This is a genomic window from Clavibacter sp. VKM Ac-2873 (assembly GCF_015351075.1).
Lineage (GTDB): Bacteria > Actinomycetota > Actinomycetes > Actinomycetales > Microbacteriaceae > Clavibacter.
The window spans coordinates 254,685-271,989 of the sequence record NZ_JADKRS010000003.1; the positions used below are offsets into that span (position 1 = coordinate 254,685).

The window sequence follows — 17,305 nt, forward strand, 5'->3', positions numbered from 1 at the left end:
GACCGTGCCCACCGACACGCCTCCCCAGGGGCGACCCCGGGTCCACGTCATCCACCCGGGCACCCTGCCCGCCTCCGCGTACGGGCCGCTGGGCGAGGCGTGCACCGGGGTCGACTGGGGCGTGAGCGACCTCGGCACCCGTCGCGACTACGCCCACGCCGGCTTCGACCCGGCCGCGTCGGACCTCAGCATGGACGAGCTCGTCACGCGGCTCCTCGACGAAGACGGAGCGCTCCTCGACCAGGCGGATCTCCTGGTCGGCTGGTCATTCGGCGGCCTCGTGGCACTCGCGGTCCGCGAGCGCTCCCCCCGGGATCCCGCCGTCCTGCTGCTCGACACGGTGGCACCCACGATCGACGTCGAGGGCTCGCGGACGCACCTCGCGCGCTGGTTCGCCGACTACCTCGGCACCCGCGCGGGACGCCCGCTCGCGGCCCCGCCCCCCGGATCCGACGACAGGCGGGAGCCCCTCGCTGCCCTCCACGGACCCGCCGTCGAGGCGGGCGCCATCGCCCCCGACGTGAGCCGCGGCGGGTTCCTCGCGCTGGCACGCGCCTACACCGGCGGGCTCGAGCGGAACGTGCGGATGACCGCATCACGGGAATGGCCGAGGCCCGCCCGGATCGCGCTCGTGAAACCCGTCGACGGCCTCCTCCCGGAAAGCGCGGCGAACGGCTGGGAGGACGCGGCGGATTCCGTCGAGGTCATCCCGTGCCCCGGCGACCACTATTCGATGCTCTCCGACCCGACGAGTCGCGGGGTGATCGCCGAGCAGATCATCGCCCGCGCCATGGAAATGCGACCGGAATTCTCCGGACATATCACCTCGCACCCGTCGGGTGCCGAGCGGAATTCATCATCTCGATTGGGAGAAGAATGAACGAGAACATCGGCGACGCGGAACTCGACCGTCGTCTGGCGCGCACCCCGCTCGCCGTCGTGGGCATTTCGAGCCTGTTCCCGGGATCCTCCGACGTGGAGGGATTCTGGAATGGCATCGTGGATCGCGTGGATTCCATCCGCGACATCCCGGAATGGCACTGGGACGTCGCCGACCACTATTCGGCGGACCGTTCGGCGCCGGACAAGACCTACTCCCGGCGCGGCGGCTTCATCGACCCGGTGCCGTTCCACCCCATCGAGTTCGGGATCCCGCCGGCACAGCTCGACGTGACCGACGTGCTGCAGCTGCTCAGCCTCGTCGTCACCCGCGACGTGCTGGAGGACGCCCGCGCCGAGGGCAGCGGCTGGTTCGACCGCGAGCGCACGGGCATCGTGCTCGGCGTCACGGGCGCCAACCAGCTGACCCAGCCGCTCTCGGCCCGGCTGCAGACCCCCGCCGTGCGCCGCGCGGCGCGCTCCATCGGCCTGAGCGAGGCCGACGCCGACGAGCTCGCCCGCCGCTTCAGCGCCGGGTTCGCGCCCTGGGAGGAGAACTCGTTCCCCGGGATGCTCGGCAACGTGGTGGCCGGTCGCGTGGCCAACCGCTTCGACCTCGGCGGCATGAACATGACGGTGGACGCGGCCTGCGCCAGCTCCCTCGGCGCCCTCCGCGCGGCCGCGGCCGAGCTCGTGGACCACCGCGCCGACACCATGATCACGGGCGGCTGCGACGCCGAGAACACGATCTTCATGTACCTGTGCTTCTCGAAGACGCCCGCCTTCAGCCCCACGGGCGACGTGCGGCCGTTCGACTCCTCGTCCGACGGCACCCTCATCGGCGAGGGCATCGGCATGCTCGCCCTCCGCCGCCTCGACGACGCCGAGCGCGACGGCAACCGGATCTACTCGGTGATCCGCGGCATCGGCTCGGCGAGCGACGGCCGGTACAAGTCCATCTACGCGCCGCGGGCGAGCGGGCAGCAGCTCGCGCTCCGCCGCGCGTACGAGGACGCCGACTGCTCCCCCACGTCGGTCTCGATCATCGAGGCGCACGGCACGGGCACCGCGGTCGGCGACGCCACCGAGCTCAGCGCCCTCGCCGAGGTGCTGACCGAGAGCGGCGCGGCGGAGTCGTCCATCGGCATCGGATCCGTGAAGTCGCAGATCGGGCACACCAAGGCCGCGGCGGGGGCCGCCGGCCTCATCAAGCTCTCGCTCGCGCTGCAGCACCGCATCCTGCCGCCCACCATCAAGGTCGAGAAGCCCGCGGACGCGTTCACGGGCAGCCCGCTGCACGTGGCCACGCGCACCCGGCCGTGGTTCCGGACCCCCGAGCGGCCCGTGCGCCGCGCGGGCCTGTCCGCCTTCGGGTTCGGGGGCACGAACTTCCACGTGGTGCTCGAGGAGCACCCCCGGTCGCGGGAGCTCGGCAACGCGCTCGACCGCCCCACCGTGTGGCTCTGGACCGCGCCGACCGCCGAGGAGCTCGCCGCCGCGCTGGACGCGGGGGCCGCGCCCGTGCCGTCGGGCACCGCCATCGACGCGGATGCGCCCCGCATCGCCGTGGTCGCCGTGACGGAGGCCGCGCGCGACGCGCTCCTGCCGGCCGCCGCGCGGCGCCTGCGGGAGACGCCGGAGCGCGCGTGGTCCGATCCGCGCGGGATCCACCACCGGCCGGCCGCCCTCCGCGGCACCGTCGGGATCCTCTTCTCCGGCCAGGGCAGCCAGCACGTCGACGCCGGCCTCGGCGCCGTGCTCCGCGAGCCGCTGCTGATGGACGCGCTGGAGGACGCGTACGCGACCCCGGGCCTCGAGCACCTGGCCGCCCTCGCCTACCCGCCGCCGCCCGCCGACGAGGCCGCCGGAGCCGAGGCCGAGCGCGCGCTCCGGGCGACGGAGAACGCGCAGCCCGCCATCGGCGCGCTGTCCGCCGCGCACCACCGGCTCCTCGGCGAGCAGGGGCTCGGGCTCGCCGCATCCGGCTTCGTCGGGCACAGCTTCGGCGAGCTGACGGCGCTCTGGGCGGCCGGGTCCTTCGACCACGGCACGTTCCTCACGCTCGCCCGCGAGCGCGGCCGGGCCATGGCCGACGCGGCGAGCGCGCACGGCGACGCCGGATCCATGGCCGCCGTGCTCGCCGACCGGGAGACCGTCGACCGGCTCCTCGCCGCCAGCGAGGGCGTCCTGCTCTGCAACGCCAACAGCCCGCGCCAGTTCGTCGTCGGCGGGCCCGTCCAGGCCGTCGCCGAGCTCGTGCGCCGGGCCGAGGCCGACGGGATCCGCGTGGTCGAGCTGCCCGTGTCCGCCGCGTTCCACACGCCCGCCGTCGCGGGCGCCGTGGGCGCGTTCGGGGACGCGGTGCGCTCGCACGGCGTCGGCGCCCCGACCCGGGGCGCGGTCTACGCGAACACGGCGGGCGAGGAGTACGGCGAGGACGCCGCGGCGAACGCCCGGATCCTCGCGGACCAGCTCGCCCGGCCCGTGGACTTCGAGCGGGCCGTCCGGCGCATGCACGACGACGGCATCCGGATCCTCGTGGAGTGCGGCCCCGGGAACGTCCTCGGCCGCCTGGCGACGAGCATCCTCGCCGACGACCCCGACGTGCTCGTCGTGAGCGCGGACGCGGGCGACCCCGACGCCTCCCCGCAGGCGCTCGCCACCGCGATCGCGCAGCTCGCCGTCGCCGGCGCGCTCCCGCGCTGGCAGAGCGCGGGCCTCCGCGCACGACCCGCTGCCCGCCCGGGCAAGGGCCCCGCGGTGATGCTCGCGGGCGTGAACCACGTGTCCGCCGACCGCGCGGCCGCGTATGAGGAGCTCCTGGCCACCCCGTACGCGCTCCGCGCCGATGCCCCCCACGAGCAGGACGCCTCCACCGCGCCGCTGCGCGCGTCGACCCCGGCCGACGATCCCACGGCCCCGCGCCCGCGCGCGGAGCTCGTGCCCTCCACCCCCCTCCCGTTCCTCCCGCGAAGCGAGTCATCCACCATGAGCATCACCTCCGCATCCACCGCCACCCGCACCACCCCCGTCTCCGCCGACCAGCTCGACCTCGCGAAGGAGCAGCTGCACGTCCACGCCGCGTTCCTCTCCGGCCAGCAGAACGTCAGCGAGTCCCTGCTCGCGATGCTCGACGGGGGCGCCGGCCGCCTCTCCGTGGACGGGATGCGCGAGATCGTCGCGCAGTGCATCGCCGTCGGCGACGCGCACGTGCAGGTCAACCGCCTGATCACCGGCATCGGCGACGGCGGGGCCGCCCCGGCAACCGCGCTGCCGACCGCGCGGGACGGCGGCGCGCTCCTCGCCCGCCCCCGGGTGGAGGCGACCGCCGCTCCCGCCGAGCCCGCCGCCGGGCTGCACCCCGTGCCCGCGCCGGCGCCCGCGCCCGCCCCGGCACCCGCGCCGACCCCCGCGGCCGCCCCGGCAGCAGCGCCGGCCCCCGCCCCCGCGGCCGCGTCCGCATCCGCCGCCGCGCCGGCCACGACCCCGGCACCCGTCGCCGCGGCACCCGCCGCCGCCGCCGCCCCCGCGGATCCGGCCGCCGAGGTGGACGTCGACGCGCTCGTCCGGGGGATCGTGGCCGAGAAGACCGGCTACTCGGCCGACATCCTCGAGTCCGACATGGGCATCGAGGCGGACCTCGGCATCGACTCGATCAAGCGGGTCGAGATCCTCGGCGCCATCGGCGAGCGCTTCCCCGGCCGCGCGCCGTTCTCGCCCGAGGAGGTCGCCGAGCTGCGGACCCTGGGCGACATCGTCGAGGCGCTCCGCGGCCAGACCACCGGCACCAGCCGGGAGCGCCGCGCGTCCGCCGCCGCGGACGACGAGGAGGCTGCGCCAGGGATCCGCAGGTCGACGGTGCGCTGGGCGCGCATCGCGGGACCCGACCTCCCGGCGACCGTGGCGTCCCGCGTGGTGCGGGTGCGTGACGGATCCGCGTCGGGCATCGCGCCCCGGCTGCGGGACGAGCTCCGGGCGGCCGGGCACGACGTGCGGATCGACGGGGACGGCGACCACGCCGACCACGCGGACGCCGACCTCGTGCTCATCGTCGGCCCCCGCCCGGACGCCGACGCGACGGAGACGCTCGTGGAGGCGCTCGAGGCGGTCCGCGGATTCGCCCTGGCCGTCGCGGACCGCGCGGCCGCGGCCGCCGGCCCGGGTGCCGACGGCGTCCACGCGGCCCCGCAGCTGCTCGCGGTCGGGCTCGTCGACGACCGGGACGGCACCGACGCGCGCGGCATCGCCGCCGCCGGGCTCGCGGGCCTCGTCCGCACGCTGCGCATCGAGCACCCGGGGATCCGGGCCCGCGCCCTGCTCCTCGAGGGCGGCGCGGACGACCCCGCCCCCGCCCTCATCGCCTGGGAGCTCGACGACACCGCCGACGGGCTCGACACCGTCCGGTGGCGCGACGGCCGGCGCGAGGCGCCCGTCGTCGAGCCGGAGGCGCCCGCCCCCGACGCGGACGCCTCCGGCCGGGCCGCCTACGCGGACCTCGGAGCCGGCGACCTGGTGCTCGTGACCGGCGGCGCGCAGGGCATCACGGCCCGCTGCATCCGCGACCTCGCCGCGGCGCACCCCGGCCCGGGCCTCGTCCTCGTCGGGCGCACGCCGCTCGACGAGGAGGAGGGCTGGTCGCGCGGCCTCGCCGAGGAGGCCGACCTCCGCGCCGCGGCCACCGAGCACCTCCGCAGCACCGACCGGCGCCCCACCCCGCGCTCCGTGGGCGCGCTCGTGGCGTCCGTCGCCGCGCGCCGCCAGGTGCGGGACCAGCTCGCCCGGCTCCGCGCGGACGGCACCGAGGTGCACTACGCGAGCGTCGACCTCACCGACCGCGACGCCACCGCCCGCGCCCTCGCGCCGTACGCCGACCGCATCGCCGGCATCGTGCACGGCACCGGCGCCATCGCCGACCGGCTGCTCGTCGACAAGACCCCCGAGGACGCCACGCGCGTCATCTCCACCAAGGTCCGCGGCCTCGAGAACGCGATCGCCGCCCTCGGCGGCACGGCGCGGCTCCGGCACGTGGCCCTGTTCGCCTCGGTCGCCGGCCTCTTCGGCAACCGCGGCCAGTCCGACTACGCCATGGCCAACGCCGTGCTCGACCGCTGGGCCGAGTCCCTCGCCGACCGCCTGCCCGACGCGCACGTGGTCGCCATCGACTGGGGCGCGTGGGAGGGCGGCATGGTCTCCGACGCGGTCCGCGAGCTGTTCCGCTCGCGCGGGTACGCGCTGGTGGGCCAGGACGACGGGGCGCGCCTGTTCGTCGAGCAGTTCGGATCCGCGCGCACGGCGCAGACGCACGTGCTGCTGGGCCCGGCCGAGCCGCTCTCCGGGGATCCGGCGCCGCTGCGTCCCACGCGCAGCGCCCAGCCGCTGGGCGAGCTGCTCGACTCCGAGCTGGTGCACGCCCACGCGCTGGAGGGGCGGCGGATCCTGCCCACGGCCGCGGCCGTGTGCCTGCTGGCGGGCGCCGCGATCCGCCACACCGGGCACGGCATCGCGCGGATCGAGGACATCCGCGTGACCGCGGGCATCGAGGAGGGCACGGGCTCCTCGTTCGCCGTCTCGCTGGAGGAGGGGCCCGCCGCGGCGGACGGCTCCACGACCGTGCGGGCCGCCCTCGCGAGCGTCGGGGACGGGCCCGCGGGCACCGACCGGCCCCGGTTCACGGCCGCGTTCGTGAGCGGATCGGCGGCGACGGCCCTCCCGGCGGGATCCGCGGGATCCGCCGCATCCGCGGGTGCGCTCCCGCCGCTCCGCCCCATCGACCCCTACGCCTCCGGCCTGCTCTTCCACGGCGACGCGCTGCGCGCCGTGACGGGGATCGCCCGGGATGGCGCCGACGTGATCGTGGGGGCGGTGGATCCCGCCGTCCCGCGCCCCGCCGAGACCCGCGGCGCGGGCCCCGTGGACGCCGCGACGCTCGACGTGCTCCTGCAGGCCGCCCTGGTCGCCGCCCACGAGGCCACCGGGATGCGCACGCTGCCGTCGGCCATCGGCACGCTGCGCTGGACGGGGGAGGTGTCGCCGGGAGACGCGCTCACCGTCCGCGCCACCCGGATCGAGGAGCGGCCGGACGGCGTGCGGATGGACCTCGAGGCGCGCACCGGCGACCGCGTGTTCGCGATGCTCGACGGCGTCGTCGTCACCCGCCGGCCCGAGCCCGTGGCCGAGGCCGCCGCGGCGGCCGCCTCCGCGACGACCGCCGAGATCCACGCCGCCTCGCTCCCGACGGCGATCCGCGCATGAGCACCCGGATCGCCGTGGTGGCGATGGACTGCCTGCTGCCCGGCGCCGTCGGGGTGGACGCCTTCGCGGAGCTGCTGACCGACGCCCGCGACGCGCGCGGCGCCGACGACCCCCGCCTCCCGCGCGCCGACTCCGCCGCGGGCGCCGCGTTCGCGTCCCGGCGCGGCGGCTTCCTCGACCAGGACGCCCGGGCACGGGCGCGCGCCGAGAGCGGGCTCGGCCCGGACGCCGACGACGCGCGCTGCTGGGCGTCCTTCGTGGTCCGCCGCGCCCTCGAGGGCGTGGGCGGACCGACGCCGGACCGCTCCCGCACCGGCCTCGTCCTCGGCTGCTACACCTTCCCCACGGAGCGCTCCGCCGCCGTGTCCCTGCCGCTCATCGAGGAGGAGGTGCGCCAGGGGCTGGGCGACGCGGGCTTCGCCACGGTGCCCGGGCGGGTGCCCGCGAGCGCGGATCCGGGCCACGTCGACGCCGCGGGATCCGTGGCCGACGCGGTCGCGGACGCCGCGGGCCTCGGCGGCCAGCGCCTCGTGCTCGACGCGGCGTGCGCATCCGGCCTCTACGCCGTGCGCCTCGCCTGCGACGCGCTCGCGCTCGGCACGGCGGACACGGTCGTCGCGGGCGCGGTCTGCGCGCCCGACCTGCCGCTGCTCCACCTCTCCTTCTCCGACCTCGGCGCGTACGGGCGCGGCGCGTCGGCGCCGTTCCGCGCGGACAGCACGGGGATCCTCACGGGCGAGGGCGCCGCGGTCGTGGTCCTCCGCCGGCTCGACGACGCGCTGCGCGACGGCGACGAGGTGCTCGCGGTCATCGAGGGATCCGCCCTCGTCAACGACGGCGCCGGGCAGCACCCGCTCGTGCCCGGGCAGGCGGGACAGCGCACCTGCTACGAGCTCGCCCACGCCGACGCGGGCATCGCGCCGGCCGACATCGACTACATCGAGTGCCACGCCACGGGCACGCCCGTGGGCGACCGCACCGAGCTGGCGTCGCTCACGGCGCACTTCGGCGAGCGGATGCCGCTGCTCGGGTCGGTGAAGGGCAACATCGGCCACCTGCTGACCGCCGCGGGGATCACGAGCCTCATCAAGGTCGTCGTCGCCATGCGGTCGGGGACCATCCCGGCCACGGTCGGCAGCGCGACCGACGCGCCGTCCCTCCACCCGCACGTCGTCCGCGCCGCCACCCCCTGGCCCGCGACGGACGGCCCGCGTCGCGCCGCCGTGTCCGCGTTCGGGTTCGGCGGCGCCAACGCGCACGTCGTGGTGTCGCACGACCCGGCGGGCGAGCGGGCCGCGACGGCCGCGGCCGTCGCGGACGACGCGGGGCGGGCGGGCGGATCCGGGCCCCTGCCGTGCGTCGCCGTCACGGGCGTCGGCGCGTACGTGGGCGCCGGCGCGCGCGTCGCCGACCTCGCGCACGCCGAGGGCAGCGGCGACCTCGCCGCCCTCGCGGGCGCCGACACCGTCCCGCGCCTCACCGGCACGCCGGCCGACGGCCGCGCGCTCGGGCCCATCGCGCTCGACCCCATCGGCGACCGCATCCCGCCCCGCGACATCCCGCACCTCAACCCGGCCCCGCTCGCCGTCGCGCGCGCGGTCGGCGACGCGTTCGCCGACGCCGACCGCATCGGCGGGCGGGCGGGCGGCGCCGCGCGGCGCTTCGGATCGCGCACGGCCGTCGTCGTCGCGCTCGACCTCGACGCCCGCGCGCACGAGCGCCTCGCGCACCTGCGCGCCGACGAGCTGCTCGCGCGCGTCCTGGAGGCGGGGGCCGTCGACCCGGACCTGGTGCAGACCGTCCGCGACGCGCTGCACTCCCCCCTCAGCGCCACCGAGGTCATGAGCTACATCGGCAGCATCACGGCGTCGCGCATCAGCTCCACCTGGAACCTCACGGGTCCGTCGTTCACGGTCTCCGCCGGGCCGCTCGGCGTGATCCGGGCCGTGGAGGCCGCGCAGCTCCTCCTCGCCGACCCGACGATCGAGGCGGTCGTGGTGGCGGGCGTGGACCTCGCGGTCACCGCCGAGCGCGCCCTCCTGCCGGGCGCGTCCCCGCGACCGCTCGACGCCGCCACCGCGTTCGTCCTGCGCCGACCGGCGGACGCGGACGACGCGTACGCGCTCGTCGACGTCCCCGCGTCCGCCGTCGCCGCCGCCGCTGCCGGGGAGCGCCCCGACGCGGATCCCGCCCCGCAGGCCGTGGACGTGCACGCGCCCACCGCCGCGGAGCGCGCCGACCTCGTCGCCGGCGTCCTCGACGCGCACCCGGACGCCACGGGGATGGCCGTCACCAGCACGCGCGAGACCTGGGGCGACGCCGCCAACGCCGCCGCCGGCCTCATGCTGCTGCGCACGGTCCTCGGGCTCCACGGCCGCGTCCTGCCGGCCACCCGGGCCGACCTCGACCTGCCCGCCGACCTGCGCCTGCGCCTCGACGCGGCGGCGAGCGGCGAGGCGGTCCCCGGCACGCCCTGGCTCCCACGGCGGGGCGCACCCCGGAGCGGGCTGATCCGCGTGCTCGGCCACGACGGCGCGACGGGATCGCTCCGGGTCGTCGAGCCGGCGCTCCGACGGCCGGTGGATCCCGGTGCCGCATGGCGCGCGGGCGGCGGCCGACGGCTCGTGCGCCTGGACGCCGCCACGCGCGAGGACCTCGCCGAGGCGCTGGGCCGCCTCGCCGCCGGCGTCGCGCCCGAGGACCTGCCCGCGACCGCCGGCGGCCCCGAGCGCCTGGCGCTCGTCTGCCGGGATCGCGCGGCCCTCCCCCGCGAGGCCGCCCGCGCCCGCGACGCCCTCGCGTCCCTCGCGCCCGGCGCGCGCTGGGCGGCGCCCGGCGGCAGCAGGTACGCGACCGTGGACCCGGCGCACCCGCCGCGCATCGGCTACGCGTTCCCCGGTGCATTCACCGCCTACCCGCGCTTCGGCGCCGACCTGCTCCGGATGCTGCCCGCGGCGATGGACGCGTTCGACGCGATCGTCGACGAGTCGTCCGAGGAGGTCCGCCTCGGGCGCCTGCACCCGTGGCGCCACGAGGCCGCGTCGCCCGCCGAGCTGATGCGGTACGAGGAGGAGCTGCAGCGCGACGTGCCCTTCATGCTCGGCGTCGGCACGACGTTCGCCATGGCCTACGCCGACCTGCTCCAGGGCGTGACGGGCCGGGCGCCCGCGGCGACCATCGGCTACTCGCTCGGCGCGTCCTCGATGCTGTTCGCCACCCGGCGCTGGGACAGGCACCGCCGCGCGCTCGGGCGGATCATCGCGTCGCCCGTGTTCCAGGACGAGCTCGCCGGGGAGCTCATGACCGTGCGCCGCGCCGTCGGCATGGATGCGTCCACGCCGCTGCACGAGGTGTGGCGCGCGGTCGTCGTGCTCGCGCCGGCCGAGGAGGTGGCGGCGCGCGTCGCCGGATCCCCGCGGCTGCACGTCACGCACGTCAACACCCCGGGCGAGGTCGTCGTCGCGGGTCCCGCGGCGGACGTGCACGCCTTCGTGCACGCGAGCGTATTCCGCACCGCGCCGTCGCCCGTCGTCTCCCCGCTGCACTCGCCGCTCGCGGAGGAGTGGGCGGACGAGCTCACCGCGCTGCACCGCTTCCCGCTCGGCGAGGGCACGGATGCGCTGCTCCTCGACTCGGTCGACGGCCGGCCCCTCCCGGCCACGGCCGACGAGGAGGGGCTGGCCCGCTCCATCGCCCGCTCGGTGATCGAGCCGGTGGACTTCCCGCGACTGGTGGAGGCGATCGCCGCCCACGCCGATCTCGTGCTCGAGGCCGGCCCCGGCGGCACCTGCGCCCGCTGGATCACCGACACCGCCGTCCCCGGGCTCCGCGCCCTCGCGCCCGACCACCGCGGCGCGCCGTTCGGCAGCACCTGGCCCGCGTTCCTGGCCGAGCTGATCACGCAGGGCGTCGACGTGGGGATCGGGGCCCTCGCCCTGGATCCCGTGCCCGAGCCCGCGACCGGTCCGCTCGTCGGCCGCACCACGTCGATCCGCCGGGACGTCGCCGCCGCGTTCGCGCGCGAGCGGACGCCGCGGCGGGAGGCGGAGCCCGCGCCGGTGTCGGTGCCCGTCGCCGCGCCGGAGCCCGCGGTCGCGACCGCCGTCGCGCGCCTGTCCTGGGATCCCCGTGCCGCGGCCCTCGGCCCGTGGTGGCGGCCGGGCGGCGACGCGCCCGCCGTCCCCGCCGCCGCCGTCCCCCGCGCATCCGACGGCGAGGTCGCGGACCTCGTGCTCCACGGCCGTCGGCAGCTGGCCCGCCAGGTCATGCGCGCCCACCGGGACACGCTGCGCTTCCAGCACGCGACGCTCGTCCGGGCCGCACGCGCGCTCCCGGAGGACCCGACCGCCCGCCCGGCCATCGCGCCTCCGGCAGCGGCACCGGCTCCGGATCCCGCGCCGGCTCCCGCCACCACGACCGCGGCCGCCACCGCGACCACGGCCGCCATCTGGGACGAGCAGGACCTCCTCGAGTTCGCGACGGGCGACATCGCCCGCGTGTTCGGCCCCGATTACGCCGAGATCGACGGCTTCGCGACGCGCGTGCGCCTCCCCGCGCCGCCGTACCACTTCGTCTCGCGCGTCGTCGACGTGCAGGGCGAGCGCGGCCGGTTCGAGCGCTCGACCATCACGACCGAGTACGACGTGCCGCTCGACGCCTGGTACCTGGTCGACGACGGGGTGCCGGCGGCCGTCACGATCGAGGCCGGGCAGGGCGACCTGCTCCTCGTCTCGTGGCTCGGCATCGACGCGGAGAACCGCGGGCTCCGCACCTACCGCCTCCTCGACAGCACGCTCGTCTTCCACGGCGACCTGCCGCGGGCGGGGCAGACGCTGCGCTACGAGATCACCATCGAGCGGTTCATCCGCAACGGCCCGACGACCCTGTTCTACTTCGGCTACCGCTGCTACGCCGACGGCGTCCTCATCCTCGAGCTCACGAAGGCGACCGCCGGCTTCTTCAGCCAGGAGGAGCTCGAGGCGCCGCTCGGGATCCTGCCGGAGCCGCAGGGCCCCGAGGTGCCGGCGACCGGGCCCGGGCGCCCGTGGCGGAAGCCGGTCGAGCCGACCGACCACCACGCGCTCGACGCCGCCGACCTCGCCCGGCTCGCCGCGGGCGACGTCGCGGGTGTCTTCGGCCCGCGGCACGGCCAGCCCGCGGGCGCGAACCCCGGGCTCCGACTGCCGACCGCGCAGCTGCGCATGATCGACCGGGTCGAGATCGACCCCGAGGGCGGCAGCCACCGGCTCGGCAAGGTCACCGCGCACCTGGACCTCGATCCCGACGGCTGGTACTTCCGCTGCCACTTCACCGACGACCCGGTGCTCGCCGGATCCCTGGTGGCGGAGGGCGCCGTGCAGGCCCTGCAGGTGCTCCTCCTGCACGAGGGCTTCCACCTGGTGCTGCCGGACGCGCGCTTCCAGACCATCCCGGGCGTCCACACCGAGGTCGCCGTGCGCGGCCAGATCGTGCCGGGCGACGCCCGGCTCCGCTACGAGCTCGACATCCGCGAGCTCGGCCTGCTCCCCCGACCGACGGTCATCGCCGACGTGCTCGTGTACCGCGACGACCAGCCGGTCGTCCGGATGCGGAACTTCGGCGTGCAGATCCGCGAGAAGGAGGGCTCCCCGTACCGCCCGGGGACGGGTGGTCGTTCCCCGTTCCTCGGGCGCCTCTCGAGCCGCGGCGTGCCCACCGTGGTGAACGAGCTGCAGCTGGCGCACGCCGCCCGCGGCGACCTCGGCACCGCGATGGGACCCGAGTTCGACGTCTACGGCGACCGGCGCGCGCCGCACATCCCGAACCGCGACTTCCAGTTCGTGGACCGGATCGAGTCCGTCACGGGCGAGCGCGGCCGGCTCGTGCCCGGGATGGTGATGGTGAGCGAGTACGACGCGCACGCCGACAGCTGGTACCACCGCGAGAACCCGGCGGGGACGATGCCGCACGCCGTCCTCCTCGAGTCGTCGCTGCAGGCCGCGATCCTGCTCGGCTACTACCAGGGCGCGACGCTCGACCAGCCCGCCGTGGAGTTCGCGATCCGCAACCTCGACGGATCCGCCGAGCTCGTCGGGCCGCAGCCCGCGCCCGGCAGCACGATCCGGCAGACGACGACGCTCCTGTTCAGCTCGGCCGTCGAGGGCAACGTGCTGCAGAAGTTCCGCTACGAGCTCGCGGGCGACGACGGCGTGTTCTACCACGGCGAGTCCGTCTTCGGGTACTTCTCGGACGCCGCGCTCGCCACACAGACCGGCCTCGACGCGGGCGCCCGCACGGTCCCGCGCTCGCTCGAAGCGGGATCCGACGCGCCCGACCTGGTCCTCGACGCCGCCGCCCTCGACGCCCGCCACCGGCAGCGGCCCGACCGGCTCGCGCTCCCGGGCGGCCGGCTCGCGCTGTTGGACGAGGTGCGGATCCACCTCGACCAGGGCCCCGCGGGCCTCGGCTCGATCTGGGGCCGCCGCGACGTGACGCCCGACGACTGGTACTTCACGCGCCACTTCCACCGCGACCCGGTGCAGCCCGGCTCTCTCGGCATCGAGTCGATGCTCCAGGCCCTGCAGGTGCTCGCGATCGAGAAGGGGCTCGTCGACGGGTTCCGGGATCCCCGCATCGAGCTCGCGCAGGGCGTGACGACCACGTGGACCTACCGCGGCCAGGTCGCGACCACCGACGCGGACTGCCAGGTGGAGGTCGACATCACGTCGATCGACCGCGCGCCCGGCGCCGTCACCGTCGTCGCCGACAGCTCGCTGTGGAAGGGCGACCTGCGCATCTACGCCGTCACCGGGCTCGCGATCCGCATCCACGACGACACCCCCACCACCGCACGCACCCACGAGGAGACGAACGATGACTGACACCTGGGGCTGGACCGGCCCCGACACCCCCGATCCCTCGGCGGAGGCCCTCGCCCGGGCCCTGCACGACGTGGAGCGCCCCGTCTTCGTGGTCGAGACGGCCGACGGCCCCGCCGTCGTCTCGACCGGCGGGATCTCGGCCGCGCCCAGCGCGCGCCTGCTCGCCGCGGCGGGCGCCGTGGATCCGGACGCCCTCGGCTCCGCGGCGTTCCGCGCGGACCACGGCGTGCGCGCCGCGTACATGGCGGGCGCGATGGCCGGCGGGATCGCCTCGGTCGAGCTCGTCGCGGCCCTCGCGAACTCGGGGTACCTGGCCTCCTACGGCGCGGCGGGGCAGCTCCCCGAGCACATCGACCACGCCGTGGAGCGGATCCGCCGGGCCGCGCCCGGGCGCCCCTTCGCGGTCAACGTCATCCACAGCCCCAGCGAGGCGGCCCTCGAGGACGGCGTGGTCGACGTCCTGCTGGGCCGGGGGGTCCACCTCGTGGAGGCGTCGGCGTACCTCGAGCTCACGGAGCCGCTCGTGCGCTACCGGCTCACCGGAGCGCACCGCACGCCCGACGGGCGCGTCGTGGCGCCGAACCGGGTGATCGCCAAGGTGTCGCGGCCCGAGACGGCCCGGCTGTTCCTCCAGCCGCCGCCCGCCGCGATCGTCCGCCGCCTGGAGGAGCGCGGCGCGATCACGGCGGCCGAGGCCGCCCTCGCCGGCGAGGTGCGCATGGCCGACGACATCACCGCGGAGGCCGACTCGGGCGGGCACACCGACCGGCGGCCGCTGATGCCGCTGCTGTCGAGCATCATCCTGCTGCGGGACCGCATGACGCCGGCGGGCACGGTCGGCCCGCGCGTCGGGGCCGCCGGCGGGCTCGGCACCCCCGAGGCGCTCGCGGCGGCCTTCGCGATGGGCGCGGAGTACGTGGTCACCGGATCGGTGAACCAGTCGTGCGTCGAGTCGGGCACGAGCGACGCGGCCCGCGAGATGCTGGCCGCCGCCGAGCTCACGGACTTCGCCATGGCCCCCGCCGCCGACATGTTCGAGCTCGGCGTGGAGCTGCAGGTGCTCCGGAAGGGCACGATGTTCCCGATGCGGGCGTCGCGCCTGCTGACCATGTACCGGGCGGCCACGTCCCTGGAGGCGCTCGCCCCGGACGACCGCGAGTGGCTCGAGCGCGTGGTGCTGCGGGCGCCCGTCGAGGAGGTCTGGGCGAGCTGCGTGGAGTACTTCACGCGGCGGGATCCGGATCAGCTCACGCGCGCCGCGGGCGATCCCCGCCGCCGGATGGCGCTCGTCTTCCGCTGGTACCTCGGGATGGCCTCCCGCTGGGCGTCCGTCGGCGAGCCGGGCCGCGAGGCCGACTACCAGGTCTGGGCGGGGCCGGCCCTCGGCGCCTTCAACGCCTGGGTCGAGGGCACGCCGCTCGAGCGGCCGGAGGGCCGGCACGTGGCCCGCGTGGCCGACGTGCTCCTCCGCGGCGCCGCCGTCGCGACGCGCGCCACCGTCCTCACGGCGAGCGGGGTGCGCACGGGCGCGGTGGACGCCGCCCGCCTCCTCGACGCGGTGGCCGCGCACGCCGCGGCCGCCGCCGCCCCTGCCCCCGACGACGCGGATGCCGCCGTCCCCGCGGGCGGAGCGCACCGATGACGCTCACCGCTCCCGCGACCGAGACGCGCGCCCCGGACACGGACCTCCGCTGGCTCGGCGACCCGTTCGCCCCCGACAACCCGGCGGGCTTCGCGCAGGCCGTCGCGCGGTCCCGGCGCGGGGTCCGGCCGGTCAAGGTGCTCGAGCGCGCGCGCCGCGCCGGCCTGCACCTCATCTACACGCCGCGGATCTGGGGCGGCGCCCTCGAGGATCCGGTCGCCTCCGGCCGCATCGCCCGCACGCTGGTGGCGCGCGACGCCGACATCATGACGAACCTCCTCATGTCGCTCACGCCCGTGCTCATCAGCGGCCTCCTCGGCGACGACGCGCAGCGGGCGGACGTGGTCGCCACGGTCGTCCGCGGCGGGCACGTCGGCTACGCGCTCTCGGAGCGGCGGCACGGATCCGACCTCCTGCACCTGGAGACGCGCGCCGAGCACGACGGCGACCGCATCACCCTCACCGGCCGCAAGTGGTGGGTCGGCCAGGCGCCCACCGCCGAGCGCCTTGTGGTCATCGCGCGCAGCGGCGAGCGGGGACCGCTCGCGTTCTCGGCCTACGACGTGGCCGCCCCCGCGCCCGGGCTGGCGGTGCGCCCGCCGCACGCCACCGCCGGGTTCCGGGGCACCGAGTTCAGCGACGTGGACCTCGACGGCGTGGTCGTGCCCGGATCCGCGCTCCTCGGCGAGCAGGGCGCCGCGCTCGGCGCCGTGCTCACCTCCCAGTCGATCGTGCGGACGCTGAGCCTGCCCGGCGCGCTCGCGTGCATGGACGCCGACCGGCTGCTGCTCACCCGGCTCTCCGCGGAGATCCGCGGGGGCAAGGCGCTGCGCGACGACGTCGTGTTCCTCGCCGAGGTGGGGCGCATCGCCGCGCGCGTGCTCGCCGCCGAGGCGGTGGCCGAGGCCGCCCTGCGGGAGATGGCGACGGATCCCGCCTCCGCGGTCCTCCGCTCCGCGTTCGCCAAGCACGTCGTGTCGCGCTGCACCCAGGAGGTGCACGACCTGGTGGGCGACGCGCTCTCGACGCGCGGCATCGCGGGCGACGGGGCCTGGGGGATGCACGACAAGGTCGTGAGCGACGCGCGCGCCATCCGCGTCATCGACGGCAGCCCGCTCGCGACCCTCCGCACGGTCGCCGGGTTCCTCCCGCGCTGCGTCGCCGACGCGGGCGAGGAGCCGCCGACCGTCCAGCGGGACGCGGACCTCCGCGGCTTCGACCCGGCCCGGGTCGCGATGACCCCGCCGCGCCGCGACGAGGCCGTCGCGCTCCTCCGCCGGGACGAGGACGCGCTCCGGGCCACGCCGGACGGCGCGTCGCGCGCCCCCATCGGCGCGCTCCTCGCGGCGCTCGACGACTCGACCCGCCGCATCGGCGCCGCGGCCTCCGCCGCGCGCGAGCTCCGGCCGGCCGCGCTCCTCGCCGAGACCCGGCGCCACGCCTGGCTGTCGAGCGCGGCGAGCGCCGTGGTCGCGCGCCGCTCCGGGCTCGTCGGCCCGGTCGCCGCGCGCCTCGGCGGGTGCAGCATCCCGCTCGCCGTGGCCGCGCTGCTGGAGGGCGCCGGTATCCCCGGCGTCGAGCCCTCGGTCGCGGAGGCGGCCGACCTCGGCCGCGCCCTGCTGGACGCGGGCGCCGACGAATTGCGGGAGTGGGGCGGAGATGCCTGAGCGGC

General features: G+C 77.0%; 5 protein-coding genes. All 5 read left to right on the plus strand.

What is annotated here, in order from left to right; genetic code table 11:
- Positions 1-4: 4 nt before the first annotated feature.
- The 5 genes from ITJ44_RS11115 to ITJ44_RS11135 are packed head-to-tail and all read left to right on the plus strand — an operon-like array spanning position 5 to position 17,300.
- Positions 5-880, plus strand: a complete 876-nt coding sequence (locus ITJ44_RS11115; RefSeq protein WP_194635490.1) for a hypothetical protein — start codon at positions 5-7, stop codon at positions 878-880.
- A complete protein-coding gene (locus ITJ44_RS11120) occupies positions 877-7,131 on the plus strand; it encodes a type I polyketide synthase (RefSeq protein WP_194635492.1) in 6,255 nt (2,084 codons plus the stop codon). Before ITJ44_RS11115 ends, ITJ44_RS11120 begins: the two co-directional genes overlap by 4 nt.
- Positions 7,128-13,991: a beta-ketoacyl synthase N-terminal-like domain-containing protein gene (locus ITJ44_RS11125; RefSeq protein WP_194635494.1), complete on the plus strand. Its 6,864-nt coding sequence runs from the start codon at positions 7,128-7,130 to the stop codon at positions 13,989-13,991. Before ITJ44_RS11120 ends, ITJ44_RS11125 begins: the two co-directional genes overlap by 4 nt.
- Positions 13,984-15,633, plus strand: a complete 1,650-nt coding sequence (locus ITJ44_RS11130) for a PfaD family polyunsaturated fatty acid/polyketide biosynthesis protein (protein WP_194635496.1) — start codon at positions 13,984-13,986, stop codon at positions 15,631-15,633. The genes ITJ44_RS11125 and ITJ44_RS11130 overlap by 8 nt, the downstream gene beginning before the upstream one ends.
- Positions 15,630-17,300 (plus strand): acyl-CoA dehydrogenase family protein, encoded by a 1,671-nt coding sequence (locus ITJ44_RS11135; protein WP_194635498.1) that lies wholly within the window; start codon positions 15,630-15,632, stop codon positions 17,298-17,300. The genes ITJ44_RS11130 and ITJ44_RS11135 overlap by 4 nt, the downstream gene beginning before the upstream one ends.
- The last annotated feature ends 5 nt before the right edge of the window (positions 17,301-17,305 follow it).